This window comes from Acaryochloris marina MBIC11017, from assembly GCF_000018105.1.
Classification (GTDB): Bacteria; Cyanobacteriota; Cyanobacteriia; order Thermosynechococcales; family Thermosynechococcaceae; genus Acaryochloris; species Acaryochloris marina.
Window position 1 is genome coordinate 2988158 of sequence record NC_009925.1, and the last position, 25726, is coordinate 3013883.

At 48.3% G+C, this 25726-nt stretch carries 26 protein-coding genes; 14 read left to right on the forward strand and 12 right to left on the reverse strand.

The genetic code is table 11. The features are described from left to right. Positions 1-8: 8 nt before the first annotated feature. Entirely contained in the window at positions 9-1892 is a 1884-nt protein-coding gene (locus AM1_RS13415; protein ID WP_012163389.1) for a bifunctional serine/threonine-protein kinase/formylglycine-generating enzyme family protein, read from the reverse strand. Between the two features lie 217 nt (positions 1893-2109). Here AM1_RS13415 and AM1_RS13420 point away from each other — a divergent pair, with 217 nt between their 5' ends. The 3 genes from AM1_RS13420 (at position 2110) to AM1_RS13430 (ending at position 4796) form a co-directional block, all read left to right on the forward strand. Further along, positions 2110-3021, forward strand: a complete 912-nt coding sequence (locus tag AM1_RS13420) for a carbohydrate ABC transporter permease (protein WP_012163390.1) — start codon at positions 2110-2112, stop codon at positions 3019-3021. 3 nt (positions 3022-3024) lie between these two features. Next, positions 3025-3882 (forward strand): carbohydrate ABC transporter permease, encoded by an 858-nt coding sequence (locus AM1_RS13425; RefSeq protein WP_012163391.1) that lies wholly within the window; start codon positions 3025-3027, stop codon positions 3880-3882. Between the two features lie 164 nt (positions 3883-4046). Then, positions 4047-4796: a superoxide dismutase gene (locus tag AM1_RS13430; protein ID WP_041659827.1), complete on the forward strand. Its 750-nt coding sequence runs from the start codon at positions 4047-4049 to the stop codon at positions 4794-4796. 16 nt (positions 4797-4812) lie between these two features. Here AM1_RS13430 and AM1_RS13435 read toward each other — a convergent pair whose 3' ends face one another. Further along, a complete protein-coding gene (locus tag AM1_RS13435; RefSeq protein ID WP_012163393.1) occupies positions 4813-5124 on the reverse strand; it encodes a hypothetical protein in 312 nt (103 codons plus the stop codon). Positions 5125-5279: 155 nt separating this feature from the next. Here AM1_RS13435 and AM1_RS13440 point away from each other — a divergent pair, with 155 nt between their 5' ends. Beyond that, positions 5280-7019 carry a GMC oxidoreductase gene (locus AM1_RS13440; protein WP_012163394.1) on the forward strand — a complete coding sequence of 580 codons (1740 nt, stop codon included), beginning with the start codon at positions 5280-5282 and terminating at the stop codon, positions 7017-7019. Between the two features lie 5 nt (positions 7020-7024). Here the strand turns inward: AM1_RS13440 and AM1_RS13445 are convergent, their stop codons facing one another. After that, complete coding sequence (locus tag AM1_RS13445) at positions 7025-7480, reverse strand: VOC family protein (RefSeq protein WP_012163395.1); 456 nt, start codon at positions 7478-7480, stop codon at positions 7025-7027. A gap of 224 nt (positions 7481-7704) precedes the next feature. Between AM1_RS13445 and AM1_RS13450 the strand changes: the two genes are divergently transcribed. Further along, entirely contained in the window at positions 7705-8412 is a 708-nt protein-coding gene (locus AM1_RS13450) for a hypothetical protein (RefSeq protein ID WP_012163396.1), read from the forward strand. Between the two features lie 17 nt (positions 8413-8429). On the opposite strand, the gene AM1_RS13455 is transcribed toward AM1_RS13450, so the two are convergent. From AM1_RS13455 to AM1_RS13470, 4 genes are read right to left on the reverse strand one after another with little or no spacing between them, the layout of a single operon-like run. Then, on the reverse strand, positions 8430-9173 hold the full coding sequence (locus tag AM1_RS13455) for a DUF4340 domain-containing protein (protein WP_049783731.1): 744 nt from the start codon (positions 9171-9173) through the stop codon (positions 8430-8432). After that, on the reverse strand, positions 9136-10896 hold the full coding sequence (locus tag AM1_RS13460; RefSeq protein WP_012163398.1) for a GldG family protein: 1761 nt from the start codon (positions 10894-10896) through the stop codon (positions 9136-9138). Before AM1_RS13460 ends, AM1_RS13455 begins: the two co-directional genes overlap by 38 nt. Positions 10897-10949: 53 nt before the next feature. Beyond that, positions 10950-11720 (reverse strand): ABC transporter permease, encoded by a 771-nt coding sequence (locus AM1_RS13465; RefSeq protein WP_012163399.1) that lies wholly within the window; start codon positions 11718-11720, stop codon positions 10950-10952. Further along, positions 11717-12772, reverse strand: a complete 1056-nt coding sequence (locus AM1_RS13470; RefSeq protein WP_012163400.1) for an ABC transporter ATP-binding protein — start codon at positions 12770-12772, stop codon at positions 11717-11719. The genes AM1_RS13465 and AM1_RS13470 overlap by 4 nt, the downstream gene beginning before the upstream one ends. Positions 12773-12890: 118 nt before the next feature. On the opposite strand from AM1_RS13470, the gene AM1_RS13475 reads away from it, so the two are divergent. Then, the gene (locus AM1_RS13475; protein ID WP_012163401.1) at positions 12891-13709 is read left to right on the forward strand and encodes a PD-(D/E)XK nuclease family protein; all 819 of its coding nucleotides are present in this window, start codon (positions 12891-12893) and stop codon (positions 13707-13709) included. A gap of 33 nt (positions 13710-13742) precedes the next feature. Here AM1_RS13475 and AM1_RS13480 read toward each other — a convergent pair whose 3' ends face one another. Next, entirely contained in the window at positions 13743-14342 is a 600-nt protein-coding gene (locus AM1_RS13480; protein ID WP_049783732.1) for a rhomboid family intramembrane serine protease, read from the reverse strand. Between the two features lie 82 nt (positions 14343-14424). On the opposite strand from AM1_RS13480, the gene AM1_RS13485 reads away from it, so the two are divergent. Further along, positions 14425-14907 (forward strand): hypothetical protein, encoded by a 483-nt coding sequence (locus tag AM1_RS13485; RefSeq protein WP_012163403.1) that lies wholly within the window; start codon positions 14425-14427, stop codon positions 14905-14907. Between the two features lie 107 nt (positions 14908-15014). After that, positions 15015-15665, forward strand: coding sequence for a CPBP family intramembrane glutamic endopeptidase (locus AM1_RS13490; protein ID WP_238549249.1), 651 nt, complete (start codon positions 15015-15017; stop codon positions 15663-15665). A 78-nt stretch (positions 15666-15743) separates the two neighbouring features. Here the strand turns inward: AM1_RS13490 and AM1_RS13495 are convergent, their stop codons facing one another. Further along, positions 15744-16124 (reverse strand): hypothetical protein, encoded by a 381-nt coding sequence (locus tag AM1_RS13495; RefSeq protein WP_012163406.1) that lies wholly within the window; start codon positions 16122-16124, stop codon positions 15744-15746. Between the two features lie 410 nt (positions 16125-16534). Here AM1_RS13495 and AM1_RS13500 point away from each other — a divergent pair, with 410 nt between their 5' ends. Further along, positions 16535-16762, forward strand: a complete 228-nt coding sequence (locus AM1_RS13500) for a hypothetical protein (RefSeq protein WP_012163407.1) — start codon at positions 16535-16537, stop codon at positions 16760-16762. A 109-nt stretch (positions 16763-16871) separates the two neighbouring features. On the opposite strand, the gene AM1_RS38700 is transcribed toward AM1_RS13500, so the two are convergent. After that, positions 16872-17135, reverse strand: a complete 264-nt coding sequence (locus AM1_RS38700; RefSeq protein WP_010471365.1) for a Mo-dependent nitrogenase C-terminal domain-containing protein — start codon at positions 17133-17135, stop codon at positions 16872-16874. 402 nt (positions 17136-17537) lie between these two features. On the opposite strand from AM1_RS38700, the gene AM1_RS13505 reads away from it, so the two are divergent. The 3 genes from AM1_RS13505 (at position 17538) to AM1_RS13515 (ending at position 19992) form a co-directional block, all read left to right on the forward strand. After that, the gene (locus AM1_RS13505) at positions 17538-18935 is read left to right on the forward strand and encodes a chloride channel protein (protein WP_012163408.1); all 1398 of its coding nucleotides are present in this window, start codon (positions 17538-17540) and stop codon (positions 18933-18935) included. A gap of 147 nt (positions 18936-19082) precedes the next feature. Beyond that, positions 19083-19286, forward strand: coding sequence for a hypothetical protein (locus tag AM1_RS13510; RefSeq protein ID WP_012163409.1), 204 nt, complete (start codon positions 19083-19085; stop codon positions 19284-19286). A 46-nt stretch (positions 19287-19332) separates the two neighbouring features. Then, on the forward strand, positions 19333-19992 hold the full coding sequence (locus tag AM1_RS13515; protein WP_012163410.1) for an HAD family hydrolase: 660 nt from the start codon (positions 19333-19335) through the stop codon (positions 19990-19992). A 54-nt stretch (positions 19993-20046) separates the two neighbouring features. Here AM1_RS13515 and AM1_RS13520 read toward each other — a convergent pair whose 3' ends face one another. Together AM1_RS13520 and AM1_RS13525 are read right to left on the reverse strand one after the other, a co-directional pair. After that, complete coding sequence (locus AM1_RS13520) at positions 20047-20508, reverse strand: hypothetical protein (protein ID WP_012163411.1); 462 nt, start codon at positions 20506-20508, stop codon at positions 20047-20049. A gap of 153 nt (positions 20509-20661) precedes the next feature. Next, positions 20662-21849 carry a HEAT repeat domain-containing protein gene (locus AM1_RS13525; protein ID WP_012163412.1) on the reverse strand — a complete coding sequence of 396 codons (1188 nt, stop codon included), beginning with the start codon at positions 21847-21849 and terminating at the stop codon, positions 20662-20664. A gap of 225 nt (positions 21850-22074) precedes the next feature. Here AM1_RS13525 and AM1_RS13530 point away from each other — a divergent pair, with 225 nt between their 5' ends. Together AM1_RS13530 and AM1_RS13535 are read left to right on the forward strand one after the other, a co-directional pair. Then, a complete protein-coding gene (locus AM1_RS13530) occupies positions 22075-24012 on the forward strand; it encodes a ferredoxin--nitrite reductase (RefSeq protein WP_012163413.1) in 1938 nt (645 codons plus the stop codon). Positions 24013-24087: 75 nt separating this feature from the next. After that, positions 24088-25686, forward strand: a complete 1599-nt coding sequence (locus AM1_RS13535) for an MFS transporter (protein WP_012163414.1) — start codon at positions 24088-24090, stop codon at positions 25684-25686. Positions 25687-25726: the final 40 nt, after the last annotated feature.

Here is a 25726-nt window from a genome sequence, read left to right on the forward strand (position 1 = left end):
CCCAACTTTTACAGGGTCAAGGCAACCCGAAATCCAATATCATTGACGCGGTTGTTGGGAGTATAGCGACTGCGATTGGCGGCGCGACAATACCGGGGTTTGTTATACCAAGATCCACCCCGAAGAACCCTGGGATCATTTTCTTTTGTAGTCATCCAGGGACTGCCGTCTACTGGAGATCCATCATAGTTTTTATGCCAGCAGTCTAAGCACCATTCATAGACATTGCCATGCATGTCATAGAGGCCAAAGTTATTGGGCGAGAACCGTCCGACAGGGGTTGTCGATTCTCGATAGACCCCTTTAGGACCATTACCATACACAAATTGCCCCTGATAGTTGGCCTGCTGAGAAGAGAGCGTCGGTCCATAGGAGAAAGGGGTCGCTGTGCCTGCCCGACAGGCATATTCCCACTCGGCTTCACTAGGTAACCGATACTCGCGACCTGCTTTTTGCGATAGGCGGGCGCAAAACTCGATGGCTTCTCGCCATGAAATTTGCTCGACAGGATAGGTAGCTCCCTTAAATTTGGAGGGGTCGTAATGGAGATCCTGGGACACTTTCGGCAGAGATGCAATGGCCCGCCACTGCAGTTGGGTAATCACAAACTTACCCATAAAAAACGGGGCAATCTTGACGGAATGGTAAGGGCCTTCATTGGTATCCCGATTCAGTTCATGGCTGGGGGAGCCCATCATAAACTGTCCTCCAGGAATCGCCACCATTTCTAACTTGACGCCATTGCCCAAACTTTCTTGAAAGAACTCGGCATTTTGCTGCCGACGCTGGGCCACTTCGCCTTTACTGTTAACGGTCACCACCTCAAACTGAAACGTTTTCAGCAACGGATGTTCGGCAGTGAGAATCGTTTGGGGCGGAATGGGGACGGGTTTAGGAGTGGGAACAGGTTTGTTATGGGGCTGGCTGGTCACCAGCTTAGTGGGGGCGATCGAAAGCTGGGAGACGGTTTTGGCAGGCGTTGGCGTTGACAATTGGACCACATGCTGAGCTTGCAAGTCTGCGAGAACAGCAGCAGCAGAGCCATAGCGCTGGCGCAAATCGTTTTGCAGGAGTTTATCCAGAATCGTCCGAAATCTCGAACTCAAAGGAATCTGAACATACTGCTGCCACTGACTGATCCAGCTATAGCCGTACTGCAAAAAGAAGGTATAGGGGACCTTGTTCGTCATTAACTGAAAGCAAGACACTCCCAGACTAAAGAGATCGCTCGCGGGGATAGACTTGCCTTCCTGCATTTGTTCTAAGGCAGCATACCCCTGGGATCCTAAAGTCGTGCCCGTTTTCATCAGCATCGACTCTGTAAAGCGTCGGGACACCCCAAAATCAATCAAGACCAGTTTGCCGCCATCATCTCGTCGCATGATGTTTTCGGGCTTCAAATCCCGGTGAATCACCCCCTGAACATGAATATCTCGCAAGACGGGCAGAATATTCAGGAGTAATTCACGAATTTTAGGCTCGCCAAATACGCCCGTGGTTTGAAGTTCTTTGAGGAGGGTATGGCCTTTGACAAATTCTTGGGCCAGGTAGAGATTGGCTCCTTCGGTAAAGTAGGCATATAACGTCGGAATCTGAGGATTTTGGCCCAGTTGCTGAAGTTGTTGGGCTTCTTGGGCAAATAGCTCTTCTGCTCGCTGAATGGCCCAGGTTCCCTGGGACTGATAGGCCAGCTGCTTTACCACACAGCGTTGATGGTGGTTATGGGTATCTTCTGCGAGGTAGATTTTGCCAAATCCGCCCCGGTCCAAGGGGTTCAGGATCTTAAATCGATCGCTTAATAACGGAACTAAGCGCAGACCACATTGCTGACAATGCTTGTGATTGTCAGGGTTTAGGGGCTTTTCACAATCTGGATTCAGGCAGCAGAGCATTGTGGGATCAGTGAGGAGGGAGAAAAATCTTTCTCTAGCCCACTTTAGCCTTGAATCATAAAAATTGAGAGGAGGATCTTAATGTTTTTTATCTGACGACAAAAACAAAGGCCAAGGCCAGATAACGGAGGCAGGTAATGCTGACTCGCAGTGGGTGGGACATTGTCTACTATTCTAGAGGGAAGTCTGACCCACTCATTTAGTGCCGAGTATGCCTATGTCCAACCTCAAAACGGTTCGAGATCGGGAGAAATTGACGGGTTGGTTACTGATTACCCCCGCTTTGCTCCTCTTACTGCTGGTCTTTGCCTATCCCATTGGTCGGGCCATTTGGTTGAGTTTGTTTACCAAAAACTTAGGCACCAACTTACAGCCTGTTTTCACGGGCATCGGCAACTATAGCCGCATGATGGGCGACGGACGATTTTGGCAAAGTATTGGCAATACCACGATTTTTACTGCGATCGCAGTTAGTATCGAACTGATCCTGGGCATGGGCGTGGCCCTAGTTCTTAACCAAAGCTTTCGCGGTCGGGGACTCGCCAGGACCATTGCCATTTTGCCCTGGGCCTTACCCACTGCCCTCATTGGCTTGACCTGGACCTGGATTTTTAACGACCAGTACGGGGTATTGAACGATATCCTGCTGCGGCTGCACTTGATCCCAGAAGCCATTAACTGGTTAGGGGATCCAACCCTGGCCTTGTTTGCCACCATCGCCGCTGATATTTGGAAAACCACCTCTTTCGTCGCTATCTTGCTACTGGCGGGATTGCAGTCCATCTCAGAAGATCTGTACGAAGCCCATGCCATTGATGGGGCAACGCCCTGGCAGAGCTTTCGTCAAATCACCTTACCCCTGTTGATGCCGCAAATCTTAATTGCCGTCTTATTTCGCTTTGCTCAATCCTTTGGTGTCTTTGACCTGATTAAGGTGATGACCGAAGGGGGACCTGCTGGGGCGACGGAAATGGTGTCGATTTATATCTATGCCACAGTCATGCGCTACCTCGACTTTGGCTATGGCGCTGCGTTGGTGGTCGTCACCTTTTTAGTCTTAATTGTCGCCGTTGCCATCTCAACCTTTATCCTCTCCAAACTCCGCACCAATATCTCGGGAGCCCAGTAAACCATGACCACCGACTCACCGTCCAAGCCCTCCGGGTCTCTCAAAGGGCTGCTGTTAACCAGCTCAGTTATTCTGGTGGTTTTGTTCAGTTTGGCCCCAGTGCTGTGGCAGCTTTTAACCTCTTTAAAGGTCAACGAAGATATTTCCCAAGTTCCGAATATCTACATTCCCGTGCGATATACCCTGGAGCACTATACCGAACTGCTCAGTCGCCGCCCCTTTGCCAGCTATCTCTTCAACAGCAGTTTAGTGGCGATCACCTCAACCCTGTTATGTTTAGGCATTGGCTCTCCCGCTGCTTATGCCTTAGCCCGACTGCGACTGCCAGGAGAGCAGATTATCCTCTCCGCCGTATTAATTGTCACCTTATTTCCCTACATTTTGCTATTTCTCGGGCTCTTAGAAATTGTTCAAGTCTTACACTTGGCGAATAACTATTTAGCTCTGATTATTCCGTATACCGCCATCAATTTGCCTTTAACTATTCTAGTCATGCGCAGCTTCTTTCAACAGTTACCTAGAGACTTAGAGGATGCTGCCAAAGTCGATGGTTACAACACGGTGCAAATGCTCTGGCAAATCGTCTTACCCACCACATTACCAGCCCTCGTAACGACTGGCATTCTGGCCTTTATTTTTGCCTGGAATGAGTTCATATTTGCTCTCACCTTTATTACCCGAGAAAGCATGAAAACCATTCCTGTGGCAGCGGCTCAAATTGGCGGATCATCCATCTTTGAGATTCCCTATGGCCCGATTGCTGCCGCTACAGTGCTAGGTACGATTCCCCTGGTATTGCTGGTTCTATTTTTCCAACGCAAGATTATTCAAGGACTCACCGCTGGAGCCGTCAAAGGGTAATAATCTCACTCAATTCACACCCCATCATGACGGCTATCTTTTTTCATTAAGCATAAAAAAATTGGAGAAAACTTATTTTTTAAATACTACGAAAAAAAGGAGTAGTCCCAGGCGACCGCTATCTGATTTAATGCAAGAACTGAGGACTTTTTCGGGTGTAAGTTATGCGGTTTCGATTCTCCAATACGCTTCTAGTGATCGTTATGTTCGTCAGCGTGGTGACCTGGAATGCCATGCAGCCTGCGGCATGGTCTCAAGCATTGACGGACTCTCCAGATAGCAATCTGATTGCCCAGGCTGATGAAGGCTTTACAGTGCCTCCCCTTCCCTATAGCTACTTTGCCCTGGAAAAATACATCGATACCAAAACCATGAAAATCCATCATGATAAGCATCATGCTGGGTATGTCAATAATTTGAATGCTGCCATCGCCAAGCACCCCAACTTAGCGGGTAAATCCGTTGAAGATCTCCTAACAGATCTGAATGCCGTGCCCGAGGATATTCGCACCGCAGTTCGCAACAATGGGGGCGGCCATGCGAATCACACCTTATTTTGGGACAGCATGACCCCGAATGCCGAAGGCAAACCGAAGGGCAAACTCGCCGACGCGATTGAGGAAAGCTTTGGCAGTTTTGTGGCCTTCCAATCCGAATTCAAAAAAGCGGGTTTAACGCGATTCGGGAGCGGTTGGGCTTGGTTAGTGCTGACGAAAGATGGCAAGCTAGCCGTTACCAGTACCCCCAACCAAGATAGCCCTCTTCTAGACGGCAATATTCCGCTACTGGGCAATGACGTCTGGGAACATGCCTACTATCTGAAATATCAAAATCGCCGCGGTGACTATCTAGACGCTTGGTGGAATGTCGTGAATTGGGCAGAAGTGGAATCCCGCTATGAGAAAGCAACCTAACCGGTCGTTGGGCGATTTAATTCATTGAGGTCCGTCGAAAAATAAATATGTCAAATTTTGCAGTCTTGCTGATGGCATTCGAGAAAAAAGTCGACCGGACCCCTGGCTGGGGCTGATGGCGATATCTGACTTTAGCGATCACACAAGCCGCATCTTGGGTATGGAAAACCTGCAGTCCTTCTGTCGATAACTTGACGATGGTGACCGTTGCGACAAAGTGGCGCACCTGCTGTAGATGATGGTCTAAATCTGTTGAATCACAGCCTGTCTGGTTATCGAAATAGATAATTGCGCCGTCATCTACATACAGCTCCCGCAGTGATTCCAAGTTGCGATCGCAAAAGCACTGGTTATACCGCTATAGGAACCACTCACATTCTTCTAGGTTGGCACATGTCATATGTCCGGGTTACGAGATCGCACGTCTCACTCTATTGCACATGCACTAGATAAGCCATTCAAACGACTCATAGAGAGGCGACAATGACTCAACTCACTCAGTGTGACCGTTTTCAAGACTATGACGTCATTGTAGTGGGTTCAGGGAATGGCGCTTGTGCATTCCTGAGGCAATATCTTGCAGCTTCCACCAACCAAAAAATTTTGGTACTGGAGGAGGGAGACAATTTCTTTGAAACCAGCGATATAACCCATCAGCGAAACTGGACTCAGTCTTATGCTGAGGAGAATATCTTTAAACTCCACAATGCTCATACCCCTAATAACCTGCCCATCCTGTCGGGGAGAGCCTGCACGATGGGGGGTGGTGGTTCGATCAATTACACCATGATCTTTGAGTCTTCGGCATGGTTAGCACAACATCTCGGCCACGATCTAGCTTATTGGGATGACCGTAAAGCAGAGCTCGCAGCCGCTTTTCATAGAGATAATCCGGCCCACACTCTTACTCAAGTCGCTCAACATGTCAAAAAAGAATTAAAAAACCACAAATTCACTGTCAATGAAGAAAATACTGGCTATATTCCCGTCTATACCGACGGGAAATTGCGTCAGATTCACATTTTTCCAACACAGTTCAATGAGTTTGGTCAGAGAACCGCAAGTGGCGTGTCATTATTGAGCTGGTACGAGAATGATCGCCTGGACTTTATGACCCGGCATCGAGTACTGAAGCTTCACATCACTGAAGATGAAGGAGCGTTACAACGCTGTCACGCCATCACAGTCTTAGATTTAGAGAGGGAGCAAACACATACCTACACCCTAGGCAAACGGACCAAACTTATTCTCTGTGCTGGTGCAGCAACACCTCAGTTACTTTACGAACATCGGACTCAGCTTCAGAATCTGGAAATTGGCAAACATGTGAACGATCATATTCTGCTGCCCTTGGGTATTTATTTACTCAATGACAACTTGCAACCGACCCTGAAGGATCAGTACATCTCACTCTTTGCAACAACAGAAATCAGACCTGATGTAGACAGTACAGAAGAGGCAACAGTATGTAATTTTGATTTCTTTTCAGGGAAGTTAGATGTGCTGCTGTATTTGATCTCCCACTTATTTCTGGCCTTTTGGGTACCCAATGGCATCAAACGCTGGATGATTCAGAGTCCTACAGTGTTTAGATTTCTCAAGCGAATCAGCCGATTACTAGTTAGCATCTTGAACGCTATTGATGATTTACTGTGGTCCGTTGTGCATCCTGACCAAATAGGCAAGCATGAATGGAACTTGATCTCTGCAATCGTAAAGTTCAACATTGCCCGGGAAGGGTACTACACCCCCTCTACTAGCCCACTGTTGTCTACCCAGACCCATCATTCATCCTATGACATCATTCTTCGATGTTTTGAAGAGAGTAACCCAGAAAAAGATCGAGATTTTCAAGTTGCAGAGCAAGCGATTAAAAATCAACTCGGCCTAATGGGAGCATTGGGGACTCCACCACACCGGATTTTTCAATGTCTGATCCGGTTATTGACGCGTATGCCTTACAACCAAGACCAGGTCGAGAAATATATTCGCCATTACAGTCGCAATGATCTACTAACAGAGCAGCATTTATCAGGAGGCTGTATTTTCGGCAAGGCTATTGATATGGGACTCGAATCCCCCCAAGAGACAGGCAAAGTCTTGGGAAGCCAGAATATCTATGTGGCCGATCTATCTGCCGCACCTCTGCCACGAGTCAGTCCACAAATGACGGCTTATTTAATCGGGCATCATGTGGCGACCCAGCTTTGCCAAGAGTCTTAGGAGCGTCAAGACGCTTTAGCCATCATTTGATTGAAGATTGCGATCGCATCCTGAGGCAGCACTTCCTTCACTTGGGTAGCCAGGGTCCAGGCATAGCCAAAGGGATCAGCGACAGTGGCTGTGCGATCGCCCCAAAACATATCCTCTGGCTCACTCACACTGGTTAGCCCAGCGTCTATCGCTTTCTGATAGCTAGCATCTACATCGGGTAAGTAAAGGTAAAAAGCCACAGGTGACTTAGGACCGGGAGCTTGTCGGGGTGAACCTTCAAATTCATCACTCATAAACAAATGGGAATCCCCAATCGTTGCGGATACATGCATCACTGTGCCATCTGGCGTTTCAAGCAAAGTATCCACAGCTAACCCAAAGGCCTGTTCATACAGTTCAATGGCTGCTTTGGTATCGCGATACGTCGCATTAGACGTCATGGTATGAAAACCAGCAGGTTTGTAATCCATCGGAAAGTTCTCCAGTTGTGACGTACATTTTTAGTACAAATGTACTTTTATGTTATCAGGTCTGATGCCCAGTGCATGTCGCCTACACAACAATCCAAAAGCCATGAGAGGACAAGCCTACTGCGTGACCTGCAGCACTGCTCGGGTCAGATGATCAAGATAAGGTCTTCGGGAGCAGTTATACATGCACATCCTGACTAACAGTAATCTTTGGTGGTCCAGCCATGACAGTCACTGCACCCCAATCAAACCGCCCCAAAGCCGCCAAGCAACTTCGACGATCTGCAATATTGACCTGTTTGAGTCTGGTGGCCTTAGCAGTGTTTGTAGCATCTCGGCTGTTCAGCTTGTTTCCTATCACTGCAGCTATTGTGCCGTTTACGCTGCTGGTTGTAGGAAGTCTGAGCTATATCAATGCAAGGGTGCTCAAGTGCCACCGCTTTTACTGGTATGGCGCTGCCAACCTTCTGTTTACAGGATTCAAATATTTTATTTTGGGACTGTTGGTCTGGAGTTGGGGGCAAGAGCCTTTCAATGACTATGCGGTATGGGGCCATGCCATCTGGTTCTTTCTGGGTTTTGAAGGGTTGAATGGTTGTGTGTTGTGGTGGTACATCACCCAACCGACTCCTTTCAAGATGAACCGACTGATGTCGTTACTGACGACCGTCCTTGGCGGTTGTGCTTTGATTGCAGTCACGGTTTCAGGGCTGATCAATGAGCCGAGGCACGTAGAACTTCGCTATTCTGGGTACGATAAATCCCTAGCCCAGCAGGTTGAGGTTTTCCATATAGACTACGGTGGGTCATTCAGCTCCCGTGGAGGAATTCATTGCAAGGAATTAGTGGTACAACCATTCGGCATCTTTACCCATAAGACACCCTTAAAGCTTTCTTCTATCCGCTATCGTAAGCATTGTGCTGCTTTATAGATGATGAACCACCGATCTTACTGAGGGACCTGTGGGGGCGGTAGGGGAATTGAGGGGCCAGGATCAATAGACGGGGTGGGAGGCACGGCGGGAGCTGCGGGCTGATCCGGTTTAGTTGGGGCCTGCCATTCCGTTAAGGGTCGGTCGATAGCACTCACAAAAGACGTCGGAACAAGAACCACTTGCAGATTTTGACCAGAATCGAGGTCAGGATCGACCTGAGCATAGATAAAACTTTCCGTTGGATCTTGGCCACCCAACACTAGCGTATGAGTTTGCTTATTTTTGAGAACGACCTTGACATTACCAGGAGACTTCTCAAAGCCAAATTCTTTTTGGCGCGTCGGTTCTACCGATAACGTTCTAGGGCTCTTCGTTGTCGCTAGAAGGTTGAGTAAAAAAACAATTGCCGCTTCATCAGCAGGCTTATCTTGCGGCTTCTTCATCCGCCACGTATGGGGGAAACTCTGTTTTGAACGCTCAAACACTAGCGCCAGTTGAGGTGTCCTTACCGTTAGGGTGGCCACCTGATCTTCATTGAACTGAAATAGTTTGAGTACCTGCTCTTGCTGCTCTGTAATTTCTTCTGGGGTATCTTGAGAGCTGATCCACAGAAAGACACCCACTCCACCGACGATAGCCGTACAGAGCAAGATCATCGTTGTAGATTTAAGCTTCATCCCTTTATTTACAGTCAAAATTAGTTCGTTTTCCTCTTCTTTTTTATCGTCGTTGCCACCATAGAGCAGCTGCCGTTGCAAACGCAGTTAACGGCAATAGCACAATCCCAAACACGCTCAGCAGCATATTCATTTGGTCGGAAATGGCTAGGGTTCTTTGAATCACTCGCTTAGGGCGAATAGACAGGGTCGGATCATCGCCATCCATAATCAGCCAAGACACTGAATTGACGAAAATATCGCGATTCACCGTCTGCTCAAAGTAGGGGTCATCTTTGGCAAAATCAGAGTCGCCAATAATCACCACCCGAGCAGCCTCCCCTTTAATTTCAGGTTGGAGAGATTCCGCCGTCGGGGGGGATACCGATTCCGTGGATAGGGGAGGCGTAGGAGCCAAGGAAGGGCTAGGAGCCGCCTCCGTATTAGGCGTTGCGCTAGAACTAGGCGCTGACTCAGTCGCTGGAGAGGCTGTCGGGGTTGGTGATGAACTAGAAGGGGACGGAGAAGCGGAGTGTTGCGGCGCAGGTTTCGTTTTGGCAGGGGGAGCAGAGATAGAGCGTTTAATCGCAACCCCAATGGTTAATGGACCTTTGCGATCGCGTCCTTGGTCCAGCTGAATTTGCTGGCCCGTCAGATCCGTCTCCGCCCATGACGCTTCACTTGTTTGTAAGAGAGGCGTCACTAGTTGACCGGGCTGTTCTTGCACATCCACGGCTTGGGCAAAGGGAAAGAAAGACAACTTTTGACTAAAGCTCTCCGTAATGGGATGTTCACCATAGGTCAAGGCAGCGGGCCAAGCCAAGCGGGCATGTTTGGGATCAACAATTAGCCGACCATCTAATGTGGCACCCATGACTTCGAGAATAGGCTTTAAGCCGACATCCACCTCGGGATCCAGCATCAAGAATAAATTGCCACCCTCTTTGAGAAAATCCCGAATTAAGGTCACTTCGGCTTCTAGCAACGGTAACTTCGGCCCCGCAATCACCAACACATCTGCATCATCAGGAATTTGTTGCTGGAGGGATAGATTTAGGGGTTCAACGGTAATTCCTTCCATCTTCAGTTGATTGATTGCACCTGCCAAGCTCTCTGTAAACCCCGATAAAGGCACTTCATTATGCCCCTGAATCACGTAAGCTGTAGCTTTTCGTTCATTCGTTAACAATGCGATCGCAGGGGTTAACGTGACCTCTGACAGTCCCGAAGACAGCAACTTCATACGCTGGTCATACACCAAGCTAATATCACCCAAATTTCGAATATTATGCTTGCGGGCTAAGCCGGGTTCCGCCTGGGGATCGATAAACCGGAATTTGAATTTATCGGGCTGCTGTCGTTGGTATTCCTTCAGCAGTAACTGATTCTGCAACACAATCTGGCTTTGAGAATCAGAAGCAGACGGATCATTACCGATAAAGACCAACACTTCCACAGGTTTAGGGAGTGCGGACAACACATTCAGGGTTTGGGGCGCGAGGGAGTAGGTTTTCTGTTCTGTAAAATCTGCGCGATAGGGATAACGCACAACGATAAAGTTCACCAAGCCCAAAATCACCAACACCGCCAGGGTTGCCACCAAGGCATTGGTACCGGATTGGGTGGATCGCCACTGCCACCATTGATTGGAGGGCGATAGTCTTTGCCATCGCCACATTAAAGAGATGCCCAACAGCACCACCCCACTCAACATCACCCCCAGGGGTAGCGAAAACCACTGACCAGAAACAAACCCAGCAGAGAAGCCTGCAACCATTAAGGCCACACTAAACCAGCTCAGCAAATTGATGACTTTAGAGCCCACCCTTGTCACGTCTGCACTTCCATTCTGAAACTTCAACCCCCATGTATCGCACCCTAGCGTCGCTGGAACCGTAATAAATCAATGGACTGGGCCGTGAGAAATAAACCCAAGACAATGTAACTCACAAACAAGATCACACTGCTCATATCTAAAACGCCTTGGGTTAAGGTAACGTAGTGTTTCACCAGCGACAGCTGATCAAAAATAGCCACCCAAGGCTCTCCCCAGCGTTCTCCCAGCAAAAACAGCAGCGATAAGATCAAAATCAAAGCATAGGTGAGGATAATGGCCAAAATGGAGCTATCGGCCAGGGATGAAATAAACAGTCCCAGGGATAAAATGGCCGCCGCCAACAAAAAGAGCCCCAGATGACCCACGATAAAAACTCCGGCGGTAATCGGTGGATCCGCATGACTCAAGAACAAAATCTCGAGGACACCCACTGGCACCATCAAGGTCACAAATAGGGTCCACACCGCTAGGAGTTTTCCCAACGCTACGGCCCAATTGGTAATCGGGGAGGTAGCCAGCAATTCTAACGTTCGATGGCGGCGTTCTTCGGCATAGAGCCCCATGGATAAGCTGGGCATGATAAACATCACCAACCACCACATACCGGATAAAAAGGATTTCAGGCTTTCTTGGGGCACATCTACCACCTGGCCAGCGGTTTTTTGGGCCGTCCAGAGCTGAACTTCACTCACAAATAAACTACAGGCCAAGAGCCAAAAGACACCAGCAATCACATAGGCCAACGAAGATTTAAAGTAACCCTGTAGTTCTTTGCGAAAGATGGCCACGATATTGTTAAAAATCAAAATCATGACAGGTCCTCGGCATTGGGTGGATCGGCTTCTTCCGAAGATGAAGTGGGATGTCTGATAGCGTCAGAAACAGGCAGTTCAGCTGGGTCGATCTCTGACTCCGCAGACGTATCCACCTCTTCTTTCGTAGTTAACTCTAAATAAATTTCTTCCAAACTCGTTCCTAACCGCCGCATCTCATACATGGCCACTCCGGCATGCACTAGAGTATGGGTCAGTTGTGGTCCCACTTGAGGATCAGGATTACAAGTGACTCGAACTTTACGACGTTCAGAGGGCTGTTCTGACAACCATTGCCAAGTCAGGACACCTTCTAGGGACTGTAAGGATTGTTCAACGCTATCGAGTTCCCCCTGCACATCCAGCTCATAGATCAGCTGCTCTGTTTGCTGGGCTTTTAGATCGGCCAGGGTATTGGTAGCCACCACTTTGCCGTTGTTGATAATAGCTACTCGCTGGCAGGTCATATTCACTTCTGGCAGAATATGAGTCGATAAAATAACGGTTTTATCAGCGGCCAAGGATTTAATCAAATTGCGCACATCAATAATTTGGCGAGGATCCAGGCCAATGGTAGGCTCATCCAAAATGATCGCTGGGGGATTATGGACAATCGCTTGGGCAATCCCGACCCGCTGTCGAAAGCCTTTGGAGAGTTTATGAATGAGCGTTTTTTGCACATCCTGCAAATTGCACTGCTCCATGGCCCATTGCACTCGCTGGGGGCGATCGCCTGCGGACAATCCTTTCAAACGTCCCACAAAATGTAGATAGCCCTCTACCGTCATATTGGGATAAAGGGGTGGCACTTCTGGCAAGTAGCCAATCCGCTGGCGGACAGCCATAGGATCCACATGCACTTCAAACCCTGCAACGGCAGCAGTGCCTTTAGTTGCGGGTAAATAACCGGCCAGAATACGCATGGTGGTGGTTTTACCTGCACCATTAGGTCCCAGCAGCCCTAGAATCTCTCCAGGCTGGGCCGCGAAGCTGACATCTTGCAGGGCTGTGGTTGAGCCGTACACTTTACTGAGGTGTTCAACCTCAATCATGGCGTTTTTGCACTGAGTTACGATAATCGAAATTCCCCCACAAACCTAGCTTATCGCCCGTTTGCATTCCCTGACACTCCTCAGTGTGACCCAGTCAATATTCTTTCGTTCCCAGATTATGCAAAATATCCATCAGCCCATCTGGCAACTCTCCCAAGGTCATCTCAATCTGTTGGAATCTTGCCCTCGCAAATTTCAACATCGTTACTTGGACCGTCTTGACACATCCGTGGGGATCGATGCCCATCCCCATCAACAGCTCGGCTCTCAATTTCACCAGCTGATGCAGCAGCAGTCTTTGGGCCTCCCCATCACTCCCTTACTAGAAACAGATGATCGATTACAAGCGTGGTTCGAGGCCTTTCTGCAGCACCCACCCCAGATGATCGAAGGAGAACAGGAGAGTGAACACCAGCGCTTGTACTGGCAAGATGGATTTGTGCTGGTGGCCATCTACGATCTCTTGATTCAAAATTCTCACCAGGCCCAGATTGTGGATTGGAAAACCTATCCGCTCCCCAAACAGGCCGATCGCCTACGCACCCATTGGCAAACTCAGCTCTACCTATACGTGTTAGCCGAAACCAGTGAGTATCCGCCTGACCAACTTTCTATGACCTACTGGTTTGCTGAAGCCTCGGCCCAATCCGGTGGCAAGGCCAGTTTTCTCACCTTCCCCTACTCCAAAGCCCAGCATCAAAAAAACCAGCAATCTTTGGCTGATCTACTCGCTAAATTACGGCAGGAATTGACGGATTACGAAACGGGGGAAGCAATGCCACAAGTAGCCTTAAACGATGGCAAATGCGTTTCTCCTAACCATCAATGTGAATTTGCAGAGCGATGCCAAAGACGCCTGGAAGAAGAGGCTGCGATCGCATTGCAGGATGCATTAACCGATCTTGAAGCGATGCCAGAGATTCCGTTATCAGACTAAAGTTCTAACGTTTTTGAATGAGATGCCATTGGGTTAAACCAGCGTCGTTTGCAGCAATTCCTGGATTTGGGGCAGATAGTAAGCACAGAGCCCGCCCGTGAGTACACCAAATAAATGGCCTTGCCAAGAGACTCCCCGTTGTAACGGCAGAATGCTCCAGAGGGTGCTGCCATAGAGGAGACCGACTAGAGTTGCCGTTGCGATCGCAACCCCGCTTTGCTCTACATAGCCATTCATCAGTAGAAATCCCAGATAGCCAAACACCAAGCCACTCGCTCCAATATGGTTGGATTTAGACCCCGCAAACAGCCAAACCCCTAGCCCGCCAATCAGCCAAACGGCAGCAGTAACCACCACAAATACTTGGGTCGAGCGCACCAAAATCAGCCAGCCCAAAACCACCAGGGGCACTGTATTCATGGACAGATGCCGAAGATTGCCGTGGAGTAGCGGAGCCAACACAATGCCTCGCAAGCCAATCCATCGCCGTGGCAAAATGCCAAATCGATTCAGCCAGCCTTTCAATATCAACGTATCTGCAATCTCTAGAACCCAGAGCACACTGATAAAACCACCCAAAATCCGAACATGCAGTGCCCAGTCTGGATACGTCACAAAGGCATCGAAGTGCATAAACGTTTCAACCCAACCCTATTGATTCCGTGAGGGGTTCAACAGCCCCTTCAACAACCTAGCAATCCTTAGGAGAAACATCATGAAAAAGCAACTTCTACTCGCCTTAGCCCTGAGCGGTGCCGTCACCGGAGCCATTACCACCCTGCAAACGCCCGCTCAAGCCCGGTCTCTCAATTGTGCACAAGTCCAGAACCTGGGTACTCGTTACAACGATCAGTTACTGAATGCCGTCAATCGCAAAGTGGCCGACAAAACCCACCACATTAATAAACGCAAAAAGCTACGGATTAATCGGGTAGACGCAGTGCAATTTAATGGCTGTCGAATGAAAGTCAGAGCCAATGTTACCCTCAAACGCAAAGTACGCCGGGATGCCCATGGCACCGTCAAAATGCAGGCTAGAGTGTCTTCTTTAGATTTAGCCCAACGGAAAATCTGCTATGACAGCGCCCGCGTCACCGATGTCAACCTCAGTCGCACCCTAGGAATTGGCGAGCGCGTTTACAAGTGGGTCGCTAATATCGTTCTTCCCAACCGTGGCTGTTACACCCTCCGTTCATAAGAAAACCATGCTGCATCGAGACTCTCAAGAGTGGACTCGTTACCACACAGAGCCCACTCTTGAGAGAATAAAGATCCTGCGACTTCACAACCCACATCAGACCATCCTTGAAGATAACAAACCCGTCTTCACCGATACAAACATTCTTTGGATTACTCCTGGCGCTGGGTAGCTTGCCCTGTTTGGCTCTTCTACAAAGATCACCGCCAGACACTTGGATCGCTTATATTGTCGGACCTTTATGTCTGATACTCGCAGGCAGTTCCCTCCTGGCGCTGGTCTTCTGGTGGGAACGTCTACCTTTAACCAGTATTGGTTTGAAATCGCCTAAGCTTGAAACCCTCGTTTGGGGTTTAGTCATGGTAGGTCTTCAACTGTATATCGTTACGCCTATCGGGACTGATCTCATCACTCTCCTCAATTTACCCAGTTTGAATATAGGCGTTGATAAACTTCAAGCTCTTCCAAAGGTGTACTTATTACTCTTGGGCATCGTCTCTGGCTGTGTAGAAGAGTTATTTTACCGAGGATATGCCACCGAACGCCTCGGAGCATTAACTGGAAAGATAGAACTAGGTGGATGCTTGACCTTAATCGCTTTTGCCTTATCTCACCTACCGTTTTGGGGTTTGGGTGGCGTCTTTTTTACGCTATTTGGGGGAAGCATTTTCACGGTTTTTTATCTTTGGCGACGTGATTTGTTAGCCAATATGATGGCCCATGCAGCCGTTGCCAGTATTCAGCTCCTATCTATATAGTGGTTAGGATGCGACCGCTTAATCGAACCTTCCATTGAACCATTCTGGGCACAAGGCCACCGTTCACCCTCTGGTCATCTACGGCAACAGAAACTCAGGAATGTCCAGAATATGCCAATGGACAAGGCCAACAATAACGATGGTATAGAGGGTTGAACTGCCCAGTCCTATCCAGAGTTCTCGCTGCCAGGATCGAGGTTGATCGGCCATCACCATATCCAACGCGCCGGACTGCATCATCAAGATGCCTAAAACATTAGAGAGCCAATATCCGGCAACGGTTGCTGGCAAAAAGGCATCAGGATAAGCCCAACTCACGGCATAACCAAAGACATAGGCAATGGGCAAATTGAAAAATAGATCGTTCCACCAAGATAGGGGCGAAAGCATATAGCCCACCCCAATCAACAGAGTATTTTTGACCGTCTTGCCACTAAACAGTTGAGTTAGAAAAAGCATGAAACAGATAAAACACTGCTCACACACGATATCAAATCAGCTCAGATTGAACGCAAATGTCACAGCAGCCTCTCTCATGGGCTCGCCCGAGATCCTATGACAAGGTTGCTTGGGTGATAGTCGAGATCTATGTCAGCCGATGCTTGAACGATGACATCTTCTTCTAGCAAAGGACGTTAGATAATATGCAAAACCTGCACCATATCGATGGTTAAAGCGGATATTAATGAGCGAAATGTTTATATAGAACAACTACCGTAAGGCTTGGCATGAGACTTTAGCCCTTGCACACCGCCATTTTGGTTTAGCATTCCGCCCACTATCCTATCTAGTGCTGATGACTCCGACGCGATTTTCATACTGCACTAGGGCGTTGAGTTCAATTCATCTAGCGGGTCTCAGAACGACTTATGAGCTATATCCAGGTTCTACGAGAGTATTTAATTAGCCAGTTCCCCTGCTTGCAAGGGTGCCAATTACAATACGACCCTGGCCCCAAAACCCTCTATGTAGACTGCCAACATCTAACCATTCAAGAATTTATCGTCAAGGAAATAGAAACCATTTCTCTCCTCGATATTGGGGTAGCCCATTTCATCATCACAGTCCCTAATGCCACCGATATTGTCCGAGACTAACATTTCAGCATCTTTACAAAGACGCTTGAATCTAGCTAGCGCAAATTTTTAGGAGACAAGCTTAGGTGCTGCAAAAGATATCCCTGGCAGGCTCGTTTAGATTGAAGCATTATGCGAGGGATTCTGTGTTGTGCTCTGCCAGAAAGCATAAGGCTTGAAATCTTAAGCATATAAGCTGCTCATAGAACGGATTCAGCTTACATAACGGCGGAATTCGCATCACTGGATGTCCAAATACGGCAATGGTCCGCGCAAATGGGCACTGGGCAGGTATGAATCGACACAACAGATTGGCTTGGCGGCGATCATTAACATGAATGGCTTCCAGCCAGTGGCGTATGCCATCTAGGGGATTGATATTGAGTTTTATCACGTCTGTAGGCTCCTAATCACAGAACACAATGGTTACGTCTGTGAAAATTGAGAATAAATGATGAGGCTTAGTCTAAACCTGTAGCATTTAGCTTGGAGAGTAGCGTGACTGACTAATCGCTATCGTCACGTTCGTGGGTTGCCACAGGCAAAATAGCCACCCCTCATCCTATAATTAAGCCCAAAAAATTCAGTAGTTGTTACTACAGAGTGCAAAAGAATTTCTTGACATGTAGATCTCGCATTCAGTGCATGTAGCTCTTGCTTCCAGGCCGCCGTCTCGGTGTTTATGGATACGAAAGTCAAGGAAAATTCTCCGTAATCTGCCTAAATACGCTTTCAAAGCAAAGCACTTGGATTGGCAGCTATCCACTGCCAATCGGTAGATGGAGATTCAGCATTAATGACACAGACGCTAGCCAGTGGTCCAGAAGAACAGCATGCGCTGTCGGCACCATTCGAGATAGGAAAACGTGAGCTGACCTACTCACAATTAGTTATATGTGCCGCACTGATTGGCGTATTTGGGGGATTAGTGGCCACTGCATACTACTTTGTTCTCGAAACCTTGATGCATGGTGTCTGGCACACCGTGCCCGATCGGGTTGTGCCCTATTTTCCCAGTTGGCTCCCTCAACAACATTACGTCTGGATCGCCTCGACCATTGGTGGTTTCTGTGTCGGGCTGGTCCTATTCTTTATGGGCCTACCAGGAGAGATGGCCCAAGTCGTCGACAAAATCCACAGCCCCGGCAAAATTGATATTCGCAAAACCCCAGCCATGATTATTGCGTCCTTAGTAGCGATTACCTCCGGGGGGAGTGCTGGCCCCGAAGCGCCTTTGGTGCAGGTCAATGGTAGCTTCGGCAGTTGGCTAGGAGAAAAATTGCAGCTCACTACCACTTCGGTGCGGGTGCTGACCTTTTGTGGCATGAGTGCCGCCTTGGGTGCATTTTTTGGTGCACCGATTGGTGCTGCTCTATTCGCTTTAGAGATTCCCCATCGCAAAGGTTTGGAATATTACGAAGCCATTGCCCCCGCCGTCGTTTCCGCAATTTTTTCCTTTGCAGTGTTTCGCATCAATACTGGCATGACCATTGGTGGTTTCTATCATTTCGAAACCGTGCCACCTTTAACCCCAACTAACTTACTGGAAGGATTAGTACTGGGTGGGATTGGGGCAGGCGTTGCAGTGATGTTCATTGGCGTATTTCGATTGGTGGGCCATTTACTCGCTCCCCTAGAGCATCATCGAATTCTTTTAGCCACCCTAGGGGGACTCACCATTGGCTTGATCGCCTTAGCCTTTCCCCAAACGCTATTTTTTAGCGAAGAGCAAATTCATACGGTGATTGAAACGGGGGCAACCCTGGGCATTACCTTTTTGCTGATGATTGCAGTGGCTAAAATGTTTGCCATTAGCGTGACGCTTCACTCTGGCTTTTTAGGTGGCTTTATTTTTCCCCTCTTTTTTATTGGTGCGAATGTGGGTCTCGCCATTTCCTTGATGGTGCCGCAGGTGCATCCCACGTTAGGCATGGTCTGCTTAATGGCTGCCGTTAATGTGGCAGTGACTAAGACCCCTGTGAGCACCAGCATTATTCTCAGCGTGTTGTCTGGGATGGCGATGCTGCCAGTGATTGTGATTTCAAGCTTTGTCAGCTTTCTACTCACCAGTCAAATTGCCATGATCAAAACTCAACGGTCCCGAGAGTTAGAAGGCTTTCCCACGTCTGCTCCTCAAACTTCTGAGGCTTCTCCTAGATTGGTATCGAGCCCTGCCTCGTTGGCCATTGAATAAGATCGCTGACCTCTCATATCCACCATGCTGGAATGCGACATTGCAAACTTTCTTGTTGATGAGCTGTCATTGCTGAACGACTCGATCTAGCTTGACGATAATAGCTTTATCATTTCAAGTGGTTGGCAGCTCATCATTCAATGCGTCATGTCGGATTCCATTTTTGCGCTATTTCTAGGATTTGGATTCATCTGGATCCTGATGGGTGTAGGGGGGATGTTTTTGCTGATGAAGTCTCAAAACCAACCCCTCCGCTTTAATCGGGATGGTATTCTCGTCTTCCTACCCATAGTTTTAGTATTTTTGATTGCCCTCAGCTTTGGAGCAGTGGTGTTAGCTAAAAGCGGTTAACCTCCATAAAAGCCGCTGACACTGTAGGTTGCTCAGGACGAATCATATGGATGCTGTAATCTTTGATCTCGATCAAACGCTGCTAGATCGTGACCGGTCTTTACGAGACTTTATCCATTGGCAATGTCACGGCATGCTCAGGCCGTATCTATCGAATCAAGCGGATTTTATCGGTCGCTTTATGGAGCTGGATGCGAATGGCACACTTTGGAAAGATAAGGTCTATACAGCACTAATCGAGGAATTCTCTTTGACAGAGTGGTCTGTTCAAGAGTTACTGAGGGTCTATGAAAGCTGTTTTTGTGCGTTTGCTGTACCTAGAACGGGGGTTATTGAGGCGATCACCCACCTCTCTCCACAATACAAACTGGGCTTAATCTCTAATGGCAAGTCCCCTTTTCAAGAACGCAATTTCACCGCGTTGGGAATCGCTCCATTATTTAAGAGTGTTATCGTGTCCCAGGCTGTTGGCCTTCGTAAACCAGACCCTAAAATTTTTCTACTTGGGTGCCAAGAACTTGGAGTATCACCGCAAAAAACGATTTACGTTGGTGACAATCCGATTGCAGATATCAATGGGGCAATCAATGCGGGATTGCATACCATTTTTGTGACAACCTCCTTATACGCTGAGTGTAAAAATGCTCATGCAGCTTGTGCAGATCTAAAGAGCTTGCCAGCGATTGTGGAATCACTTGCCGGCTGAAGTACTGGGTAGAACTGGTATCCATATATGAATACATATGGGTTCTGTGCTGACTTAGCAGGTAGATGTCAACGTAAAGTCAGCAGTGATCTCAATTTTGGCATCCGGTTTACTGCCGTCATAGAAATTGACGTCTTGCGTACGGGCTATCCAACAAATTTTGAATATATTGCGGGATTGCGACAAGATCGACACTTGGTTATCCCGTAAAGGCTGATGTTCGTAATAGTAGAACAACGCACAGCATGAATCTCCGTCATCGCTAGATATTCCAGGATGAGTGAACTGTTGTCCTACAAGCTTTGAAGAATCAAATTGGGCCATTCGTATCCCAAGCTCAGCACTGGGAGTAGCGGGGTATACCAATGTATCTGCATTGAAGTGAGCCCCTTCTTTTGTAGCTTCAATTTCAAACCAAAGCGTGAGATCCTCATTGTCTCTCAAAGTGAATAAATGGGCAGATGCAATCGGGAACACTTCAGTACCGTTAAAACGAGTGATGGTTAACTGATTCATGTTCTTTCTGTCATATTGAATGCCGACGGACATATACACCGGACCCAGGGAAAAAAGAACACGCTAATCCAAGAGATGCTTTGGAAAGTCACTAGGGTTCGATATTTCAATAGTGCCCCTGGGATTCAGTTCAGTACGGTCAGCTAGATTAACTCACCATTCTTGTAGTGCGATCGCAACGCCGTCTCGCACATTTTGATCCACCGTATCGTTTGCTGCTAAAGCCTGAAGCTGAGTGTAGGCAAGCTCTGAAGAGATTTGTTTGAGGGCTGCGATCGCATGCAGTCTCACCCCCATATCCGGTATTCCTAAAAGCTGAATCAGCTCCGGTATCGCTTGTGGCTGACCGGACTGTCCCAAGGCACTCGCAAGGGTTTTCTGCAGAGCTGGATCGGACACCGGCTGGTGGTGCAGGCAATAAATCAATGCCTCTGTCGATCGATCCACTTGCCGATTCAGGGCTAATGCTTTAACAATCACTGCTGCAAGGGTCTGATCCTCATTATCTACCACCTGCAGCGAAGACCTGGAATGAGGCCATAGTTTTTGTAACATCTGCACAGACTGATCATTACCAATCTGTCCTAGGGCTTGGACAATCGTTAGCTTCAAGGGGAGAGGGACCGTCTCAGCCCCAGCAGTTATGCTTAAGGCCTCAACCGCTTCCTTCGTTCCTAGACGTCCTAGGGCCAACGCTGCCGTCTGACAAACTTGCACATCAAAATCATGCAGGCACGGCACAATCAAGGCCACCGGGTCATGATCATGCATTTGGAAGAGAGGGGCACGATAGCTGATCCCAGCGATGGCAATCTGGCGAACCTTGCCATTGAGATCAGACAATCCTTGCAGTAACGCCGGGATGACCCTGAAATCATGGAATCGGCTCAGGGTTTCCACCGCCATCACACGAACAGATACATCCGTATCCGCTACGACCTTGAGCAAGATAGGCACAATGATCGGATCTTGCATTTGAGCTAACGCCGAGACCACCCGAAGACGCGATGGGGATGATTCAAGCAATGCAGCTAATGCATCTACAGACTGGGGCCCTATTTGGGCTAACATTTGGGCCGCAATTTCAGCAACATCATCTTCTTCGGCATTTTGCATCAGCTGAGCCAAGGCGATGACCGCATCTGCATGATTGAACTCACCCAACACCCGAGCCACAAACCACTGCAGTTCTGGATCATCAGACTTGTTGTGGAGTAAATCCACCAAAAATGCAATGGCAGGCTCACCAAAATTAGGAATCTGCTTAGCAGTTTCCCAGCGAGATTGAAAATCTCCTGTCTCTAGCTCAGATAAGACGGATACAAGTTCACTCACGATCATTAGCAGTTACATGCCACTGCTATTCTCTCCAAACAATTCAAAAGCTTTGTAGGGTTCTATGCAGCTTTAGCATGAATCAATTGCAAGAACTACATTTAGCCTATCACTTTGTAACGACTGATACGAACGATCCCAATGGGAGTCGCTAAGTTAGTATCCCAATCGCAGAAATTGATTTTGATCAATTCTCTATTGGATTAAGACGCGAGCTCAAGAGGAATTTAAGTGACTAATACCGCACCAGCTGCGCCCAAAATGAATAAGTTTGAGCGTTTCAAAGCGGAAAAAGATGGTTTGGCCGTTTTACCCGAGCTTTCCCACTTTGCTCAGATTGGTTGGGAAGCCATGGACGAAACTGACCTGACACAACGTCTCAAATGGTTAGGGTTATTCTTCAGACCCGTTACACCTGGCAAATTCATGCTGCGGATGCGGATGCCCAACGGTATTCTCAGCGGCGGACAAATGCGGGTTCTGGCTGAAGTGATTCAGCGATACGGCGAAGATGGTTATGCCGATATCACCACTCGCCAAAATATTCAGTTGCGCGGTATTCGCATCGAAGATATTCCTGATATTTTTAATCGGTTCCAGCAAGCCGGTCTAACCAGTGTGCAATCTGGGATGGATAACGTCCGCAATATTACCGGATCGCCTGTTGCGGGGCTGGATGCTGATGAGCTGATTGATACCCGAGGTCTGGTCCGCAAAGTCCAGGACATGATCACCAATAATAGTCAGGGTAATCCAGCATTTACGAATCTGCCTCGGAAATTCAATATTGCGATCGCAGGGGGTCGCGATAACTCCGTCCATGCTGAAATCAACGATATTGCCTTCGTCCCAGCATACAAAGATGGCAAGCTTGGCTTTAACGTTTTGGTTGGCGGTTTCTTCTCTGCTAAGCGCTGCGCTCCTGCCATTTCCATGAACGTTTGGGTGGACCATACCCAAGTCGTGGATATCAGCGAAGCCATTCTCATTGTCTATCGGGACAACGGTTCCCGGGCCAATCGCCACCAATCTCGGATGATGTGGCTGATCGACGACTGGGGAGTCGAACGCTTCCGGGCCGCCGTCGAAACCCAGATGGGTGTTACGCTCCAAGCCGCTGCCGACAAGGATGAATTTGACTGGGACAAACGAGATCATCTCGGTGTCCATGCTCAAAAGCAGCCTGGCTTAAACTTTGTAGGCATTCACGTTCCCGTCGGTCGGTTTTATGCCAACGATATGTTGGAATTAGCCCGCATGGCCGAGGTCTACGGCAGTGGCGAAATTCGTCTAACTGTCGAACAAAACGTCATTATTCCGAATATTCCTGACTCCCGCTTAGAATCTTTCTTGGCAGAGCCTTTACTAGAAGTGTTCTCCATCAATCCTGACCCATTGGCCCGTGCCTTAGTCTCCTGTACTGGCAATCAGTTCTGTAAGTTTGCACTGATTGAAACTAAAAATCGAGCCGTGGCTTTGATCGATGAACTAGAAGACGAATTAGACGTGCCCAAACCGGTTCGCTTTCACTGGACCGGATGTCCTAATTCCTGCGGTCAGCCCCAAGTCGCTGATATCGGCCTGATGGGCACCAAAACTCGCAAGGATGGCAAGACCGTCGAAGCGGTGGACTTATTTATGGGTGGCAAAGTCGGTAAAGATGCTGTCCTCGGTGAAAAAGTCCAAAAAGCCATCCCCTGTGATGAGCTCAAAGACGTCTTAAAAGATATTCTCATTCAGCAGTTTGATGCTCAACCCCGATCCACTCCGCGTTCACCCAAAGGAACCGCCAGACTCGCCCGTCAACGCACTGTGCAAGACACTGTGAGTCCAAACGGTTTTGCGGCTCCTGCGTCAGTCACTCCGGCAGCCCCGCCTGCCCCCACCCCGGCAGCCGCGGCCCAGCCGGCTGTGGTGACCTTTGCAGCGTCTGGCAAGGAAGTCAATTGCGATGACAGCCAATCCTTATTGGAAATTGCGGAGGCTGCAGGCGTTGAGATTGAAAGCAGTTGTCAATCTGGAAGCTGTGGCACCTGCATGGTCAAGCTGATTGAAGGTGAATTTCGATACGAAGCCGATCCAGACGGCCTAGAAGATGCAGATGCAGCATCAGGGCATATCTTGACCTGCATTGCCTATCCAGTTGGAAAAGTGGTGCTGGATGCCTAGTTTAAGTTTGCTCTTGGCTTATCGCGTTGTTTTTGGCTGATTTAGTTTTTTTATTTCTGTTTTGGAGAAGAATGCATGTTAACGGAAATGTGGTCCTTTAAGGGCCGCTACAAAATTCTACACATGACTTGGTTTGCGTTTTTCTTGACCTTTGTGGTCTGGTTTAACTTTCCCCCCTTCGCCACCACAATCGCTCAAGATTTAGGGCTTTCCAAGCCGCAAATGGGCACCATTGGTCTTTGTAATGTTGCCCTCACGGTCCCTGCCCGGATCATTATTGGCATGGTCTTGGACCGTTATGGCCCCCGCTTGACCTATTCCTTACTGTTAATGTATGCGGCGATTCCTTGCTTAATTTTTGCCACAGCTCAAGGATTCACCCAGCTCGTGATCGCTCGTTTGCTGATGGGGATTGTCGGTGCAGGATTTGTAATTGGTATCCGCATGACCGCTGAGTGGTTCCCTCCCAAAGAAGTTGGAACAGCCGAAGGCATCTATGGTGGATGGGGCAACTTTGGTTCTGCCTTCTCTGCATTCACCATGGTTTTGTTTGCCACTGCATTAAGTTTCATTCCTGGTGCTTTCAACTTTGGTGAAGCTCAAACCTTTACCGTTTTGGGTCTATCATTTTCCAGTGCTGTTTTGAACTGGAGAGCGGCCATTGCGGGTTCAGGTATTATTGCTGCCATTTATGGCTTTATCTACTACGCCAATGTTCGCAATACTCCGCCAGGAAAAGTCTATCAACGGCCTAATAGCGCTCGGGGCTTAGAAGTCACATCAGTTCGAGACTTTTACTTCCTGATGTTGATGAATATTCCTCTAACTGCAATCTTGATGGTGTTGGCTTGGCGCTTAAATAAGGTCAATTTCTTGACACCGTCCGCCATGTATATCACATGGGTTGCTCTCTTGGGTCTATACGCTTTCCAGTCTTACAACTGCTGGAGTGCCAACAAAGAATTACTGTCAGGCCGAAAGCGCTATGCTCCTGAAGATCGTTATAAGTTCAAGCAAGTTGCCATCCTGGAACTGACTTATATTGTTAATTTCGGTTCTGAGCTCGCAGTGGTCACCATGCTCCCTGCTTTCTTCGAAGGGACCTTCGGTTTAGACAAAGCCATGGCCGGTATTATCGCTTCTAGCTATGCCTTTATGAACTTGGTCTCTCGTCCAGGTGGTGGCATTATCTCCGACAAGATGGGCAGCCGGAAATGGACAATGGTTATTCTCACTGCCGGTATGGGAATTGGCTATCTGTTGATGAGCCAAGTCACTAGTAACTGGTGGTTGCCTGGTGCTGTTCTATTGACCATGGCCTGCTCTTTCTTCGTGCAAGCTTCTGAAGGATCGACCTTTGCGATTGTGCCCTTAGTTAAGCGTAGAGTCACAGGTCAAATTGCGGGTAACGTCGGTGCTTATGGTAATGTTGGCGCTGTTGCATATTTGACCACTCGCCTTCTATTTGTAGATGGCGCTGGTGCAGAACCTAACATGGCTGCCGTTAACTCTAGCTTTTTCCAAGTCCTGGGTACTACCGGTTTGATTGTTGCTTTCCTCTGTATCTTTTTCCTAGAAGAACCCCAAGGCTCTTTTGCCGAACACCATGAAGGTGAGACAGAAGCATCATCAACCAATAGTCCAATCGGTGCAAAGTATCCTACAACTCCTTAGGCCTAAATCAGTCCATCACGGACCACAAAATTAGGTTTTC